Annotated in this window: 15 protein-coding genes; 8 read left to right on the forward strand and 7 right to left on the reverse strand. The window is 68.3% G+C overall.

From position 1 onward, the window contains the following. The first annotated feature begins 6 nt into the window (after positions 1 to 6). On the forward strand, positions 7 to 798 hold the full coding sequence (gene istB, locus ACWDVG_RS25775) for an IS21-like element helper ATPase IstB (protein ID WP_451702296.1): 792 nt from the start codon (positions 7 to 9) through the stop codon (positions 796 to 798). Between the two features lie 16 nt (positions 799 to 814). Here the strand turns inward: istB and ACWDVG_RS25780 are convergent, their stop codons facing one another. The 4 genes from ACWDVG_RS25780 to ACWDVG_RS25795 form a co-directional block, all read right to left on the reverse strand. Then, on the reverse strand, positions 815 to 1,288 hold the full coding sequence (locus ACWDVG_RS25780) for a hypothetical protein (RefSeq protein WP_451702298.1): 474 nt from the start codon (positions 1,286 to 1,288) through the stop codon (positions 815 to 817). Between the two features lie 132 nt (positions 1,289 to 1,420). After that, positions 1,421 to 1,756 (reverse strand): hypothetical protein, encoded by a 336-nt coding sequence (locus tag ACWDVG_RS25785; protein ID WP_451702301.1) that lies wholly within the window; start codon positions 1,754 to 1,756, stop codon positions 1,421 to 1,423. Positions 1,757 to 1,833: 77 nt separating this feature from the next. Continuing rightward, positions 1,834 to 2,643 (reverse strand): TnsA-like heteromeric transposase endonuclease subunit, encoded by an 810-nt coding sequence (locus ACWDVG_RS25790; RefSeq protein WP_451702338.1) that lies wholly within the window; start codon positions 2,641 to 2,643, stop codon positions 1,834 to 1,836. Positions 2,644 to 2,847: 204 nt separating this feature from the next. Next, complete coding sequence (locus ACWDVG_RS25795) at positions 2,848 to 4,239, reverse strand: DNA-binding protein (protein ID WP_451702304.1); 1,392 nt, start codon at positions 4,237 to 4,239, stop codon at positions 2,848 to 2,850. A gap of 426 nt (positions 4,240 to 4,665) precedes the next feature. Here ACWDVG_RS25795 and ACWDVG_RS25800 point away from each other — a divergent pair, with 426 nt between their 5' ends. The 3 genes from ACWDVG_RS25800 to ACWDVG_RS25810 are packed head-to-tail and all read left to right on the forward strand — an operon-like array spanning position 4,666 to position 6,076. Further along, on the forward strand, positions 4,666 to 4,920 hold the full coding sequence (locus tag ACWDVG_RS25800) for a hypothetical protein (RefSeq protein ID WP_451702307.1): 255 nt from the start codon (positions 4,666 to 4,668) through the stop codon (positions 4,918 to 4,920). Then, complete coding sequence (locus ACWDVG_RS25805) at positions 4,917 to 5,441, forward strand: RNA polymerase sigma factor (RefSeq protein ID WP_451702310.1); 525 nt, start codon at positions 4,917 to 4,919, stop codon at positions 5,439 to 5,441. Before ACWDVG_RS25800 ends, ACWDVG_RS25805 begins: the two co-directional genes overlap by 4 nt. Next, positions 5,438 to 6,076, forward strand: a complete 639-nt coding sequence (locus tag ACWDVG_RS25810) for a hypothetical protein (RefSeq protein WP_451702313.1) — start codon at positions 5,438 to 5,440, stop codon at positions 6,074 to 6,076. Before ACWDVG_RS25805 ends, ACWDVG_RS25810 begins: the two co-directional genes overlap by 4 nt. 220 nt (positions 6,077 to 6,296) lie before the next feature. Here the strand turns inward: ACWDVG_RS25810 and ACWDVG_RS25815 are convergent, their stop codons facing one another. Both ACWDVG_RS25815 and ACWDVG_RS25820 read right to left on the reverse strand, forming a co-directional pair. Further along, entirely contained in the window at positions 6,297 to 7,433 is a 1,137-nt protein-coding gene (locus ACWDVG_RS25815; protein WP_451702315.1) for an ImmA/IrrE family metallo-endopeptidase, read from the reverse strand. Between the two features lie 59 nt (positions 7,434 to 7,492). Then, complete coding sequence (locus tag ACWDVG_RS25820) at positions 7,493 to 7,870, reverse strand: hypothetical protein (RefSeq protein ID WP_451702318.1); 378 nt, start codon at positions 7,868 to 7,870, stop codon at positions 7,493 to 7,495. A gap of 328 nt (positions 7,871 to 8,198) precedes the next feature. Here ACWDVG_RS25820 and ACWDVG_RS25825 point away from each other — a divergent pair, with 328 nt between their 5' ends. The 3 genes from ACWDVG_RS25825 to ACWDVG_RS25835 are packed head-to-tail and all read left to right on the forward strand — an operon-like array spanning position 8,199 to position 10,320. After that, positions 8,199 to 8,462 (forward strand): hypothetical protein, encoded by a 264-nt coding sequence (locus ACWDVG_RS25825; protein WP_451702321.1) that lies wholly within the window; start codon positions 8,199 to 8,201, stop codon positions 8,460 to 8,462. Next, on the forward strand, positions 8,459 to 8,830 hold the full coding sequence (locus ACWDVG_RS25830) for a hypothetical protein (protein WP_451702324.1): 372 nt from the start codon (positions 8,459 to 8,461) through the stop codon (positions 8,828 to 8,830). Before ACWDVG_RS25825 ends, ACWDVG_RS25830 begins: the two co-directional genes overlap by 4 nt. Continuing rightward, complete coding sequence (locus tag ACWDVG_RS25835) at positions 8,827 to 10,320, forward strand: ThiF family adenylyltransferase (RefSeq protein ID WP_451702326.1); 1,494 nt, start codon at positions 8,827 to 8,829, stop codon at positions 10,318 to 10,320. Before ACWDVG_RS25830 ends, ACWDVG_RS25835 begins: the two co-directional genes overlap by 4 nt. Before the next feature lie 42 nt (positions 10,321 to 10,362). Here the strand turns inward: ACWDVG_RS25835 and ACWDVG_RS25840 are convergent, their stop codons facing one another. Next, on the reverse strand, positions 10,363 to 13,029 hold the full coding sequence (locus ACWDVG_RS25840; RefSeq protein ID WP_451702329.1) for a Helicase associated domain protein: 2,667 nt from the start codon (positions 13,027 to 13,029) through the stop codon (positions 10,363 to 10,365). A gap of 879 nt (positions 13,030 to 13,908) precedes the next feature. On the opposite strand from ACWDVG_RS25840, the gene ACWDVG_RS25845 reads away from it, so the two are divergent. Next, positions 13,909 to 14,202 carry a hypothetical protein gene (locus ACWDVG_RS25845; RefSeq protein ID WP_451702331.1) on the forward strand — a complete coding sequence of 98 codons (294 nt, stop codon included), beginning with the start codon at positions 13,909 to 13,911 and terminating at the stop codon, positions 14,200 to 14,202. Positions 14,203 to 14,542: the final 340 nt, after the last annotated feature.

Here is a 14,542-nt window from a genome sequence, read left to right on the forward strand (position 1 = left end):
AACAGCGTGTCCATCCCCCGCCAGCGAGGACTCACCGAGCAGGCCGCCACGGCAGCGATCGACCAGGCATGCCGGATGCTGAGGCTGCCCACCATCCGGTCCCAGTTCCCCGAGCTCGCCGAAACCGCGAGCCGAGAGCAGATGTCCTACCTCGGCTTCCTCTCCGAGCTCCTGCTGGCCGAATGCGACGACCGGGCCCGCCGCCGGTCCGAACGTCGTATCAAGGCCGCCGGCTTCCCCCGCGACAAGTCGCTGCGCAAGTTCGACTTCGACGCCAACCCCAACATCGACCCGGCGATGGTCCACACCCTCGCCAAGTGCGAATGGATCAAGAAGGGCCTGCCGCTCTGCCTCATCGGCGACTCCGGCACCGGCAAGTCACACCTCCTGATCGCGCTCGGTACCGAGGCCGCGATGGCCGGCCACCGGGTCAAGTACGTCCTGGCGACGAAGCTGGTCAACGAGCTCGTCGAAGCCGCTGACGAGAAGCAGCTGACCAAGACCATCGCCCGCTACGGCCGCGTCGACCTTCTCTGCATCGACGAGCTCGGCTACATGGAACTCGACCGCCGCGGCGCCGAACTTCTCTTCCAGGTCCTGACCGAACGCGAGGAGAAGAACAGCGTCGCCATCGCCTCCAACGAGTCATTCTCCGGCTGGACCAAGACCTTCACCGACCCTCGCCTCTGCGCGGCCATCGTCGACCGCCTCACCTTCGGCGGCAACATCATCGAAACCGGCACCGACTCCTACCGCCTCGCCACCACCCGAGCCCAAGCGGAACGAGCAGCCGTCTGAGCGCAGTCCGCCTGCTCTATCGAACTGGCCCGCACTCATCGACGATCACGGTCGGCTCTGACAGGAAGACATCCCGGTCGATGGGGTCATAAGCGATGTTGAACGTGTCCAGCCAGTACGACCAACCGCGGATCCCCAGGGCGCTGGTGAACCGGTAGTTCAACTGCCAGCGAACCCACTGCCCGGGAAGCAGTCGAACTGCCGGCGGCCTGCGCGGCCTAGGAGGCAACCCGAAGAGCGGCTCCACACGAGCGAGCACTCGGAGCCGATCACCTTCGTCCCGCAGGCTGACACCGACCTCGCGGAAGTCTTTCTGGCTCGAACGTGGCTCGAAGCCGTCACGCTCGGACATCTGGACGAAGTGGGCAAACCCGGGGGGCACCTGGGGCAACGAGAAGCCGACCGGCGCCGCGTTCCTGCGGGCAGCGGCCTCCCCGCCCCGAGACTGCTTCGTCCAGGACGTCTTGATCCACTGCACCGTGATGTCCACCGCACCTGCCCTTCGCCGAGAGCCTACGGTCAACATCTGCTTGACGTCACCCAGGTTCCGACGCAACTGCCTGTTGCCAGTTCTCAGCAACATTCCGCAGGGGGGGAGACCCAGACCGCTCTCCGGAACCGCCTACAAGCGCTCTCCGGTCTCACCTACGCAGCCATTGGCTCGTTCGCGCTCGGCCAGCGTCCACCTCTGCGGGTCGTACTCGGCCCGCATTACCCCGCCGCTGTCCGGTCCGCCGGGCAAGCCGCACTCGACCTCCCTGATGTGCCGCAGCCAGGCCATCGCTTTCTCCCGCGCAACCACAGGGGCGGTCTCGAACAGCCCCCACTGCGGCACCGCCTGCACCGGCTCCGCACCCAGGACCGCGAAGTCCGGGTCGGCGAACAGGTGTCCGGCGAGCACCACCTGGTCCGCGCCGCCCTCATCGATCAGGTGGAAGCCTTGCCGGGAGAGGGCCACGACCTGCCACCGCACTCCGCCGAAACGGACCTGCGCCCCGACCTCCACCACCGGCCGGCCACGGCGCCGCACCCCACTCACCCGGCCTCCCAGATTCCCGCACCAGCCCTGAGGCCGTCTCTGCTGCTGTCCCTGGCGCCCGGCAATCCGGATCCGCCCCCGGACGCAGGGGCATGGACCAGGACGCGTTCGTGCAGCGGCACATCGATCGCCGCCTCCAGCAGTCCCGCCCACAGGGCGTGGAAGGCGACGGGCAGCACCTCGATCGGATCACCGACCGCTGCCACCCCTTCAACGAGCGGCCGCGGCCGGGCGAATTCGTCCACCACCGCCTCCAGCAGCCCCGTTCTTCCCCGATGCCGCGGGTGGCGGTAGCCGGCCAGCCACTTCAGATTCGCTGCCGGCACCTCGTCCAGCGGCGCCAGTCGCCGGTAGCTCCAGCCGATCTCCTCACAGGCCGCGCCCACCGCTTCGGCGGCGGCCAGGGCGCGTTCACCGCCGGCATCGGGGCGGCTGGGGCAGTCGGCCAGCAGGGCAGTGCCGTCGCGGTAACGGGCGAACAGCTGCGGCACCCAGGACCGCACCAGCCCACGGGAGGTACGCCACAACAGCCGCACCGGCCGCCCCGCGAGTCCGGTCACGTCCGGGGCCCGGTCCAGGACCATCAGCTGGATACGCATCGCGTTCGACCCCGCGGCCACGTGCCGCCCAGTGGTCGCCGACCACCACAGGCCCGGCCCCCACCGCCGCCCGGGGACCACCGGGAACGCCGACACCGGATCAAGGTCTTCGAATGCCACTGCCACGGCGGCATCCGCCCACCTCTGCTGCACTGCCCGTCCGACGGGGTCGAGGAAGACCGCTTCGAACCCTGCCCCGATGTTCACGTCCACCGGCCCGGGCCTGCTACCAGGCCTGACCGCCGCATTCTCGCCGCTCACCCGCCCAGCCAAACCGGCCCGGCTGCCCGCCGGAGCCATTTACGCATTTCGATCACATGGCGCCACGTGATGCGGTAGCAGCGGACCAAACGCCATGCACGCCCAAGCGACCTGGCGCGAACCGCCCGTTTCCCGGCGAGCCAGCGCCTATCAGTCGCCCGCACCCTGGTACGCCTTGAGCGCGTCGGCCAACGGACCAGGGGGCAGCTTCGCCCACCGGGCCACATCCTGCGGCGGCACCCCCGCATTCACAGCCGCCACAACAGTGTGCTGCAGAGCCTTCTCGATCAGGTCGGCACTGTGACCGAGGACGCGCAGCAGACGCTGGGCCACGTCCGCACTCGAACCGGCCTGCGCCCCACGCAGCTGGATCAGCTGCTCCTGAGCGCCGTCGACGAGGCTGCTGATCTGGGCGCGCTGTTCAGCGGGCACCACCGCCCGCCACATCGTCCCCGAGCCAGGTGCCTTCTCCTTGCCCAGGACCCGCAGCTGGCCGGCCATGGTGACGGCCTGGTGTTCCTGCCGCAGCCACCACGGGTCGTTGTCGTAACCGGGCGGCCCGCCGACGCCGCGACGCCGGCGGATGACACCGCCCATCCACGCAATCAGCGGACCACCGTGATCCGACGCCACCAATGGCCCCAGCCACGGCCGCCCCACCCGCTCACCGAGCCGACGGCAGAACAACCCGTCGACGGGCAGCGCCCGCGGCCGCCCGGCACCACTGTCCGCCCACACCAGCTCGGCCATGCCCGGATCCAGCAGCACCTCGGCGACCGCCACCACCTCCGGGAAAACGACCGCGTCCCGCCCCACGATCCGCCACCACTCCAGATCACCCCCAGCATCCCCGCCCGCGACCAGATGCAGCCGCCGCGGCCAGACCGTCTCCCGCTCCCAGCCATAGGCCCCCTCCCACCACCGGGCGACCACCGCCCGCGCCAGCGCGAACACCCGCGCCGGCTCCGCACCGGCCCGCACCGCCCGACGCCCCACCGACGCCCACCGCCGCTGCGCCGCCACCACCTCCGGCAGATGCCGCACGTCCAGGTACTCACGGGGCTGGTCGGCGTCCGCGTCCAGGAGCCACCGCCCGTGCCGCACACACACCCGTTCCCACCGCGGGACGTACCGCACCGCACGCACGGCCGTCCCTGTGCGCTGCGCCGTACACAGCCCGCAGCCGAACGCCACTGGCCCAACAATCATGCCGCCGATCCGCCACACCGCAGCTGGCGCTTTGTCCCTTCCGGCAGGCAGCTTGGCGTCTTGCTGTTCCCAGGACGGCAACGCCCGTGACGCCACGTCCTCCCCGATGCCGCACAGGCTCGCCAGAAGTCGCCGTCCGGCAGCGTTCAGCACTACCTCGGCGTCAGCCCGGCAGGCGCCGCCCTCGTGCTTGGGCTGCTGGTTAAGCCACTGCCAGTACGACCGCAGCCCCTTCGCCTCCAACCCGTAGCGGCTGGCGATGCGGCAGATCAGCGACGAGGTCGTCTCCCCCTGCAGGGGCGCGAACCGCAGGAGGCCGGGGTAAGGGGTCACTCCACCACGGTCTCGTGCTCACCGTCTTGGCGGGCGTTTTCGCAAAAGACGCTCAGCAGACCGAGACCACCTCACCTCAGCCGACCGCATTCGTCGCGATCAAGCCTCAGGCGGCCGCCCCGGTGCCGACTCGTCCCACAGCGTCGGACGCCCGCCCAGCCCGCGCGCCCATCAGGGACCCGGATGCGACACGCGGGTCCTTCCTGTCTGCATCAGTTTTCCAGCCCAACGCAGCCGCGTGACCTGGGGAAACAGTGCTTCGCATGCGTCGGGAGCGGGAGTTGGGAAAAGTTTCTTCCGTTCGGCATCCGGATCTGGCCCTTCTGCTGCGTGTAGGGGATGAGGGCCTTGTGCCTTCATCAACGAGTTCGTCACTACTGGAAGGCCTGGTCGATGACTTGGTCGTACTGGGTAGGAGCGGGCGGGGTGTCACTTCCCGTACTGGTCCTGCTGTTCTTCGCGATGCGCCGCGCCAAGGGTGTCGTGGAGATGCTTGTGAAGGCGCATATCGAGACCCGGGCGGAGCGCGAGCAGCGCGCCACCATGGTCGCGATGGCGCAGTCCCTACCCGACGGCGGCGCTGCGGCCCGCTTCGAGCAGGGACGGCCGGCATGGCTGTTCCGCAAGGACTCAGCCGAGCCGGAAGGCCACCGGGCCATCGTCACGCGGGAGGCTGCGTGAGCGAGGCCGCCCCGGGAGCGGACTTCGAGCCTTTCGTCCTCGAGACCATCGAGGCGTTCTCCCGACTGGCCCGGGCCCAGGCAGGCGACTTGCACAGCGCCCAGGACGCTGTGCAGGACGTCTACCTGAACATGTACCGGCGGTGGGATTCCCTCACCGCCGGGCAGGGTTCCCTGACCGCCTACGGCCGCACTGCCGTGAAGCGGGCGGCCATCGACCAGTTCCGCCGGAACAAGCGGATGGTCACGGTTCCCGTTCATGAACTGCCCGAAAAGGAATCAGGCATCGGAGTTCCCGAAGCCGCCTATGAAATGATCAAGGAAGGCATCGTCGAGCTCGTCGAGAGCCTCCCTGAACGGCAGCGCGAGGTAATCACCCTGTGCATTCTGCAGGACCTCAGCCCTGGCGTGGTTGCACAGCGCCTCCAGATCAAGGAGGAGTCGGTGAAGCGCTACATCAAAGCCGCCGCCAAAAACCTGAAGAAGTCCATCAACGAACGCAGCGAGGAGGTAACCGTATGACGCACCTGTCCGCCTGGACGCACCACCCCGAGGAGCGGGGAGCCATCCGGCTCCTCGCCCTGTGGCTCCTGCTCGAAGGCGCTGAGCAGGCAATTTCCAAGGGTTCTCGGATCAGTGAGAACCGTGTTCAGGCGGAGGGGGGCCAGCCTTCGGGCTGGCCCCCGGCCCCCGCCCCCGGCCCGGAAACCGGTGGAAGCAAGAATCGTCGACTCGGTTCACACCGTGAACTGCACGCTCTTCTGAAAAAGGAGATCGATGATTCAGCCACACCGCAGGAAACACGTCGCGTAGCAGAGATCCTTGAGTTCCTGGACAGGGATGATGAAGCGCGAAGCTGGTGGAACAGGGCAGCTCTCAAGGGTGATCAGGATGCATTGGACTATCTCCATGTCCTTGATGCCGAGAATGATGGAGATTCATCTTCGTACTGCTGGCGAGAGAAGAGCAAAGGTGATCAATCATTCCGCTCATTCGTGAGGTCATTCGCATGCTCACCTCTTCTCATTGCGGACAGGCTTGATTCCGCCTTGGGAGAAGCCGGCGTCCGAATGCCCGACGGATCACAGAACCTGGTCCGCGAGATCGAGGACTTCCTGACCCACTTGGACCACACGACCGGCGGACCGCGGTGCTGACACGACAGCGCCTGACGCGCCCGCACACAGGAGAGCGTTTGTAGATCAGCTTCCATGAGGCCTTCACGCTGCAAGGCCAGACGACTCGTTGAGGTGGCGGCCCACCCCTGCATACGCGGGGATGGGCCGCCACTGCGTTGAGCCCAGCACGTCCGCTAATCGTTTTGCGCATCTGGAGCCTGACGACCGCCATGACCAGGAACGGGCTGGCTCGTGCCGGCTACTCGGCTTCGTTCTCGGTCAGGGAGATGTTGATCGTCCTCTTGTACTTGTTGCCGTGGCTCCACTCCAGAGCGCCGTCGTGTTGCAGGCGTCCGACCACGATGCCTGGGGCGATACCTGCCTGCCGGGCGAATGCTTCGATCCTGGTGAAGGGCATGGGGCGCTGTACGAGCTGCCGGTAGGCGGCGGCATGTTGTGCGGGGACGAGGACTTCTGAGGCGAAGGCGTCGGCTTCTGCTTCGCTGCGGTCTCCTTCCGGTGTGGTGTCAGGGTTGCGGCGGGTGTCGTCGATGAAGGTGAGGCGCTTGCCGTGCAGAAGTACATGCCCTAGCTCGTGAAAGACGGTGAACCAGAAGTGGTCGTCTCTCTTGAAGCGGTCGCTGAGGGCGACTCCCACCTTGTCCGGGGTTAGCCAGCGGGTGACTCCGGACACGTGCGTTTTAGGCGGGGCGGGAACGAAGACCACGGCCACGCCGGCTTGTGCGCACAGGCGGGGCAGCTCGGTCAGCCAGACGGATGGTTCCTCGACCGTCAGGGCCCGCAGGCGGGGGAGAAGCTCTGTGAGTGCTGCGCGGTTGAAGGGGGCGCAGTGAAGGTCGCGTGCTTTGAGCTCGGCCTGGCGCATCCAGACGGCGGTGGCGTAGTCGTCGGGTTCGAGGACGGTGGAGCGACGGAACGCGGTGCGGTAGCTGCGCCACAGCTCTTCGGCGGTGTCAGGGGAGCCGACTCCGAAGAAGGCCAGCAGACGCTCGAGGTTGTCGACGGTGTGTTCCTTGCCGGTCAGGATGCCCTGTCTGACCAGCTCGGACAGAGGGAAGTTGTTGAGCCAACCAACTTGTCCGCTCAGCGCCTTGCGGCTCTCCTCGCGGCTGACATGGGTGCGCCAGGTGGCTTCGAGCTGGTTCCAAAGTGAGGCTGGGATGCCGACTGCGCGTTCGAGCAGGAGCGCGGTTTCCGGCGTGAGGACAGCGCTGCCCTGGACGATCTGATTGATGTGCTTGGTCGACAGGCCGGTGCGCCGGGCCAGGTCGGCCTGCGGGATCCCGAGGACTTCGAGCTGTTCCTTGAGGGTGTCGCCGGGCGGGAGCGCGGAGTCCGGGGCGAAGTCGTGAAGTGGGGCGGTGGGCGGAGTCACGTGAGTGCCTCTCGGTCGTCGAGGCGCGGAAGGGCGGGAAGGGCGAGGAGGCCGGCGGCTCAGGGGAACTGCAGGGCGGTGACAACCAGGGCGTGTACCGAGTGCTCGTCCAGGCTGCCGTCAGCGAGCAGTGCGGGAGGGTCGTCCCGGGGCCGGACGATCAGGTCTCCGCAGGCCCCCACCGAGATCAGCCGGGTGAGCGGGTCGGTGCCGGGAGGGCCTTGTCGCAGGCGCGCGGCGGCAAGGTGGCGCAGGTCGGCGAGCCGGTCGGCCGCCTCTATCTGAAGAAGGCGCCGGAGCAGGGAGTTGGAGATGTCCTCCCCGAATGCAGACCGTCTGGCGGCTGCGCTGTTGCAGACCCGGGCGAGTTCGGGGTCCTCGAAGACGATCTTCACCGGCAGCCTCAGAATCTTTTTCCGTTTACCTGTCGCTTCCATGCTACTCTTCGAGCAAGGTCAACAAGTTTCATGCACCTGTTGGGTGCATGAAACCTGGATGCGGTGCTGGCCGTACGGCGACACCGCGGGAAGAAGAGGTCCTCATGGCGGGCAAGTCCGGTATGGCGAGTGGGGCTGGTGGGAAGCGTGGCCGGAGTGCGGTCACGGGACGGTTCGTGAAGCAGTCGACGGTGCGTCGGAGCCCGTCGACGACGGTGAATGAGCGCGTGTCGCGCGGCTCGAAGAAGAGCAAGTAGGCGGGCCTCGAGCCCGCCTTTCGCATATCCCGGCCTGCCGTCGCAGGCCGGGGGAAGGGGAGGTGGTCGTCATGACGACGGCAGACATCCAGTACGAGAAGACCGGCGGCAAGACGGTGACGGTCACGGTGGACGGTGAGCCGGTGGAGGTGCCGAAGCGCACGACGCCGAACGCGGTCCTGGCCCTGGCCGGTATCGACGCGGGCACGCACTACCTGGTCCGGATCACCGGCCGGCACCAGCACTCGTTCGCCGGCCGCGGGCAGGAGGAGATCAACGTGCACGAGCGGGAGACGTTCGTGTCGGTCTCCACCGGCCCGACCCCGACCGCATGACCGCGGTCATGCCGGAGGCGGGGCCCGCGGGAATGCTCGCGGGCCTGCGCCGCGCCGGCTACACGGTGGAGCAGACCGGCAACTACGCCGTCTTCGACTACCGCGTCGAGGTCGGCCCCCAGGCCGGGACGACGGTACGCATCGGTTTGGATCTGGTGCCCGACTGGCCGCTGTCGGCCCCGCACGGCCCGCACATCACCCCCCGCCTGGGACACCCCCACGGCGCGGTACACAATTCCCCGCTGGGCCCGGAGTGGGAGCACTGGAGCCGGCCGCCCGCCGACTGGGCGCAGGACCGCACCGTCCGCGGCTACCTGAGACACCTGCGCACCCTGTTCGCGCAGCTGGAGAACGGGCCCTCCGCATGATCAGCCGCTTCTCGGTCGCGATGACCAACGAGGTCGCCCAGCACCTCACCGGCCACCTGCGCCGTGCCGACGGGCAGGAGGACTGCTGCTTCGTGCTGTGGCGGCCGAGCACCGGCGCCAGCCGCACCACCGCTCTGCTCACCGAGGTGGTCCTGCCGCAGGACGGTGAGCGGATCGTGCACGGCACGGTGGACTTCACCAGCGCATACTTCCTGCGCGCCGCCGCCCGCGCAGCTGAGCACGGCTGTGGACTCGGCTTCATCCATGCCCACCCCAAGGGCCGGGGCTGGCAGCGCCTGAACGGCATCGACCACGCGGCCGAGGCGTCCTTCGCCGCGCAGACCCAGGTGATCACCGGCCGCCCGCTGGTCGGTCTGACCTTCGCTGCTGCGGACGCCGGATTCAGTGCCCGCATCTGGCAGCAGCAGGCCCCCCGCCGCTACGCCCCTACCGAGGCAGAGAGCGTCCGTGTGGTCGGCGGCCGCCTGACGGTCACCTTCAACGACCGTCTTCTGCCTGTGCCAGCGGCGACGAACCGGCAGCTGCGCACCGTCTCCGCCTGGGGGCAGGCAACTCAGGAGGACCTGGCCCGTCTGCACGTCGGTGTCGTCGGATGCGGTTCAGTCGGCATGCTCGTTGTCGAAGCCCTGGCCCGTACCGGTATCGAGCGCCTGAGCCTGTTCGACTTCGATACCGTCGAAGAGCACAACCTCGACCGGCTCCTGCACTCCACCATCCGTGACGTGCGCCTGCACCGGGCCAAGGCCCACCTTGCCGCCCGAACCGCCCACCGCGCGGCCACCGCCACAAACTTCCGCGCGACGCCGTACGAGCTGAGCGTGGTCGAACCTGCCGGATTCGCCGCCGCAGCCGACTGCGACGTGATCTTCTCCTGCGTCGACCGGCCCTGGCCCCGCGCCGTCCTCAACTTCCTCGCCTACGCCCATCTCATCCCCGTCGTCGACGGCGGCATCGCGGTCGACGCCCGCGGCGGACGCCTGCGCGGCGCCGAATGGCGCGCCCACATCGCCGCGCCCGGCCGCGCCTGTATGGAATGCCTGGGCCAGTACGACCCCGCCCACGTCCAAGCCGAACGCGACGGCTCCCTCGACGACCCCGCCTACATCACCGGCCTGCCCGCCGACCATCCGCTGCGCCTCAAGGAGAACGTCTTCGTCTTCTCCACCAGCGCTGCGGCAGCACAGCTCAACCAGTTCATCACCATGGCCACTGCACCGGGCGGGATCGCCGACACCGGTGCCCACCTATACCACCTGACCACTGGCACCCTTGAGCGCCGCGAGGACGGCTGCGAGACGGGCTGCCCCTACGACAGCATGCTGCGAGGGCTCGGCGACGACGCCCCCGTCACCGTCACCGGACAGCATCTGGCCGCCGAGCATATCCGCGCTGCACGCGACCTTGCCGTACACCGCTGGCCGCTTCGAACTCGACGTGCCATCGATGACCTCCTGCTACGCCTCCAATGATCTGGCGGAATACGGGATACGAATGGGTCTGTCCGACGACCGTCAGACCCACCCGACACCGAGCTCTCGTAGTGCGTCGCGCTGCTGCTGGTTGAGCTTCTCCCTTCTGGCTTTGGTGTTCGAGAGCCACACGCCCAGCTTCACCGTCACCGGCTCGGTCTGGCCGTCGACCGTGATCTCCTCGGCGTGGCCGCGTGGTACAGGCCGGTCCGCGCCTTCCCGTTCTACCCACTGCGTGAGGGCCGCCAGGCCCCGCTGGAATGCCTGCTGTGCCTTGCTCGGTCCCTTCGTTGAACGCGTGGCCGCCGGGGCTGGAGCGGGCCGTTCGACGGGCGTCACGCCCAGCGCGGTCAGTCGTTCCTGTTGTTCGGCGGAGAGTTGTGTCCAGGTGCTCGCTTCTCTTTGCCGCGTGAGCCATCGTCCGATGTCGTCACCCTCGAAGAGCACGCCGGGCTGGATGTCGGGCAGTACGCCACCGTCCTCGTCGGCGGCGAGGTCGGCCAATACGCGGTAGTGCCGCTGCCAGTCCAGCGGCCAGGGGCAGTTCCAGTCGGGGTCGATCTCGGTGAGCTGCTGCGCGCGTACGGCGGCCCGCTTCGGGTCCTTGCCCAGGCCGCCCTTGCGGCGCAGGTTGGCCATGTGCTGTCCAACCGGCACAAGGCCGTCTCCCTCGCCTTCGCCCCACATCGCGTTTTGTCGGGGTGCGAGGTGCCCCATGGCCCTCCGGTACGACCGCAGCGCCGCGAGTTTGTTCTCCCACGCCTCCTCGCCCGGCTCCCAGACCATCCCGGCGTCGTCGAGGAGGGTTTTGCGGTGGGGGTCGAGTTCTCCGGCCCGCAGCACTTTTCGCTGTTGGTGGACCCATCGGCCAAGCGGGAACGTCTTCGTCGTTGCGACTTCGGTCTCGACGTCATACGGGACGGCGTGCAGGCCGGTGATGCCGTTCTCGGCACGCCACCGGACCAGGGCCTGGTAGCCCTCGAGCCAGACGAGGGACTGGGGGCGGATGACGCGGCAGCGGGTGAGGGCGGCGATGTCGGCGGCGTCGCGGGGGGAGGCGAAGTTGACCACGATCGAGGTGATCCGGTCGACCTCCTGCTGCGCGTCGCTCGTCTCCTCACCCTCCCCGCTGTCGGTTCCCGCTGCGGGGGAGGGGTGGACGTGGATACGCCGGCGTTCGGTACCGCGGGTCAGAGCGTGGGAGGCGAGCTGGTCGACCATGCGTTCCGAGTGTGAGCGCAGGGCCTGGAGGATGTCGACGAGGGGCTGGTAGCTGGCGGAGGCGAGCATGTCTTTCGGGTCCTCGCCGGGCTGCAGGAAGACCGGGATGATGATCCGCGCCGTCTTCACTGTGCCGTCCGGATTCGGACGCAGCGCCCGCCCGATGTTCTGGACGATGTCGACCTGGGAGCTGCGTGAGCCGACGATGCACACCGCTTCCACGCCGCGCAGCCCGGTGATGTCGACGCCGACCCCGAGGGCCCGTACGGAGGAGAGGAAAGCCCGGTGTACCCGCCGATTCTCGGCGTCGATGCCGTTGGCGAACCGGTGGATTACTTCACGCCGGTGGGCGATGGGATGGTCCCCGCACAGCCAGTCCGCCCAGACCCGGTCCGCAGACACGTGCCGGCCCTCCTCCAGCTCGTACAGCTCTGCGTCGATCGACGATGCGGGCAGTTCCTCGGCCTCGGCCAGCGCCGCCGCGGAGGCCTCAGAGGCATACAGCTCGGCGGCCGTCGCCGGCATCTGCTCGGCAAATGCTGCGGCTTCTTCGACCCGCTGGTGGAACACCATGGTGGTGTGCAGATTCCGCTGCGCCGCGTGCTCCAGCAGCGCGGCCTGGAGCAGGGCCATGCGCCGGCCGCGCAGCGCGTCCTCCGACAGCCCCAGGATCGGGTCCGGGTCGCGGATCTCGAGCACATCGATCTCGAAACCGGCGAGGATCGAGCGTTCCACCGCCTCCGCCAGACCAAGATCGAAAATCCGGGTGCCGTACGTGCTGGAGTCGTCCTCCATCGACGCGATGACCAGCTCCCGCCCGTCCCGCCCGCGCTGCGGCCGGGGCGCGGCGAGGATCCGCGGGGTGGCGGTCAGGTAGAGCCGGAAGTCGACAGGGATCCGCGACTGGTCGTGGATCGCCGCCCACGGCCGCCCCATGTCCCCGGCCGTCATGTGCCCCTCGTCCAGAATGGCCAGGTCGAACGGAGCCATCCGCTGGCCGTACAGCCGCTCCCCGCCCGCCAGAGCCGACTCCAACGGCCCAGGAACCGCCCCACGCCCAGAGACATCAGCGGGGTCCTCACGGTCCACGAGAGAGGCGTACGTAGCAAACACGACCACCGGCCCGGACCCAGCCCACAGCGCGAGCTGGATCGGATTGGTCGTCGTGCGCACCCCGAGCTGCTCCAGGACCTCGTCCCTGTCCACCGAGCAGACCGCGACCATCGGCGCCCGGTGCCCGACCCGCCGCCAGGACTGCGCACTCTGCACGATCAGATCCAGGGTGGGCACCATGACCAGGATCCGCCCCTCCGGGAAGCACTCAAGCGCGCACACAGCTGTAGTGATCGTCTTCCCGGACCCGGTCGCGGACACCCCCATGGCCCGCGCCCCCTCCGGGGGCACAGGTGATCTTGCAGGAAATCCCACCCATTTACGAAACGCTGACTTCTGGTCGACCTGGTGTTCCCTGAGCTGAACCCCGAACATCTCCCGCTCCTCATTCATCAATATAATCGCTGAATTACAGGCAGGCGAGGGACAGCCGGCTGAAGGACCGGGGCAGAAATCCCGGGTGCGCCGACCGGGTCGCGGACCGGCCTCGGCTCTCGTCCGCAGCGGGCAGAAGCCCGGGGCCTCACGGCAGCCTTGCTCCGGAAGGCCACGGTCCCTCCACAGGACAGCCCCCACAGTAGGGGCATTTCACACCCGTCGTATGCTCACCGGCATGATCCACCCCGTCTCAGGCCCTCCTGCACGGAGGCACCTTGTCTCTGCCCTGGCGCTCGCCTCGCTGATCGCGCTCTGCTGGTACGCCACGAGGCCGGTCTACGCAGACTGCGTCTATTTCGGTAACTATTCCATCGAGGAAGCTGTCGAATCCGGACAATGCGACCCTCCTCGAATGCGTTGGGAGACATGGAAGGATGTCTAAAAAACCCGCAGGGTGTCACGTACTTCTGCCAACTCTACATGCTGCATCAAACTGAAACAGCCCCGCCACGACCCATGATCAAGAACCCGCGCCGAAAGCTCACCCCGAACCGAACACGACCCAGCATCAAGAACCCGCGCCGAAAGCTCGCCCCGGACCGAACACCACCCGCACGCCCAGCTCGGCAGGCGCCAGAGCACCCGAGGAACAGAAGGCACGACCACTGAAAACACGACCGGCGAGCCCGGCCCAGCTTGATCCAGCGTCAGCGACCCCAGACGCAGCCGGAAGACCCGCGCCAGCGGCGCCCCCAAGGAGAGTCGCCAGGCACGCACACCCCACAACCGCGCGCCCGGACGGCAGACGGACAAACAGACCAGAGACCACACCAGCCCTCCCCGGTGGATCGCCTGCTTGGGGGTACACGGGCCGGCATGGCACCGAAGAGCGAACACTCCATGCCCCTGCGGGCCGTACGCCAGCTGCGCCGGATCCGCTCCTTCTACACAGCCGGCGTCCTGCTGTGGGCGGCCGCCGCGGCCTGGACGGGATGGACTCATCCCGGAAGCCGGCAGATGTGGGTCTCCCTTCTCCTCCTGGCCGTCTTCACAAGCCTGCTCGCCACCACCTGGCTGTGGCTGTACCGCCTCCAAACCACCCCAGAGCACCGGCCGGCCCATCACGCCCGGCCCCGACGAGCCGTCACCCCCCGCCACGCAAACGCCTGAACCCCACAAACCACACACCCACCCTGCAGCCAGCCCGGCCCGCGCTAGCGGGCCTTCAAGGTCCTGAAGGCGCAGCCGAAGGACCCCCAGGCGGGGGAGCGCAGCGGACCCGCCACAGCCGGCCTGGAGCGAAGCGAAAGGCCGGCCGTGGGGCGCAGCCCCACCAGCTCCGAGAGCGCAGCGAACGGAGCACCAATCCCAGTGCGCAGCACTGGGATTGAGTGGGACGCGCAGCGTCCCACCAGCGCTCCCGCGGAGCGGGAGCGCAACACCCGCGCGCAGCGCGGGTGTTCGCTTGCCCATCGCGCAGCGATGGGGTACCCGCTCCGCCGGAGTTCGG

Source organism: Streptomyces sp. NPDC003327 (assembly GCF_053589515.1).

Coding starts and splice junctions, on each gene's coding strand:
- ACWDVG_RS25845 (WP_451702331.1), top strand. CDS start 13,909: ATGGCACCGAAGAGCGAACACTCCATGCCCCTGCGGGCCGTACGCCAG.
- ACWDVG_RS25820 (WP_451702318.1), bottom strand. CDS start 7,870: ATGGAAGCGACAGGTAAACGGAAAAAGATTCTGAGGCTGCCGGTGAAG.
- ACWDVG_RS25840 (WP_451702329.1), bottom strand. CDS start 13,029: ATGTTCGGGGTTCAGCTCAGGGAACACCAGGTCGACCAGAAGTCAGCG.
- ACWDVG_RS25810 (WP_451702313.1), top strand. CDS start 5,438: ATGACGCACCTGTCCGCCTGGACGCACCACCCCGAGGAGCGGGGAGCC.
- ACWDVG_RS25825 (WP_451702321.1), top strand. CDS start 8,199: ATGACGACGGCAGACATCCAGTACGAGAAGACCGGCGGCAAGACGGTG.
- ACWDVG_RS25830 (WP_451702324.1), top strand. CDS start 8,459: ATGACCGCGGTCATGCCGGAGGCGGGGCCCGCGGGAATGCTCGCGGGC.
- ACWDVG_RS25835 (WP_451702326.1), top strand. CDS start 8,827: ATGATCAGCCGCTTCTCGGTCGCGATGACCAACGAGGTCGCCCAGCAC.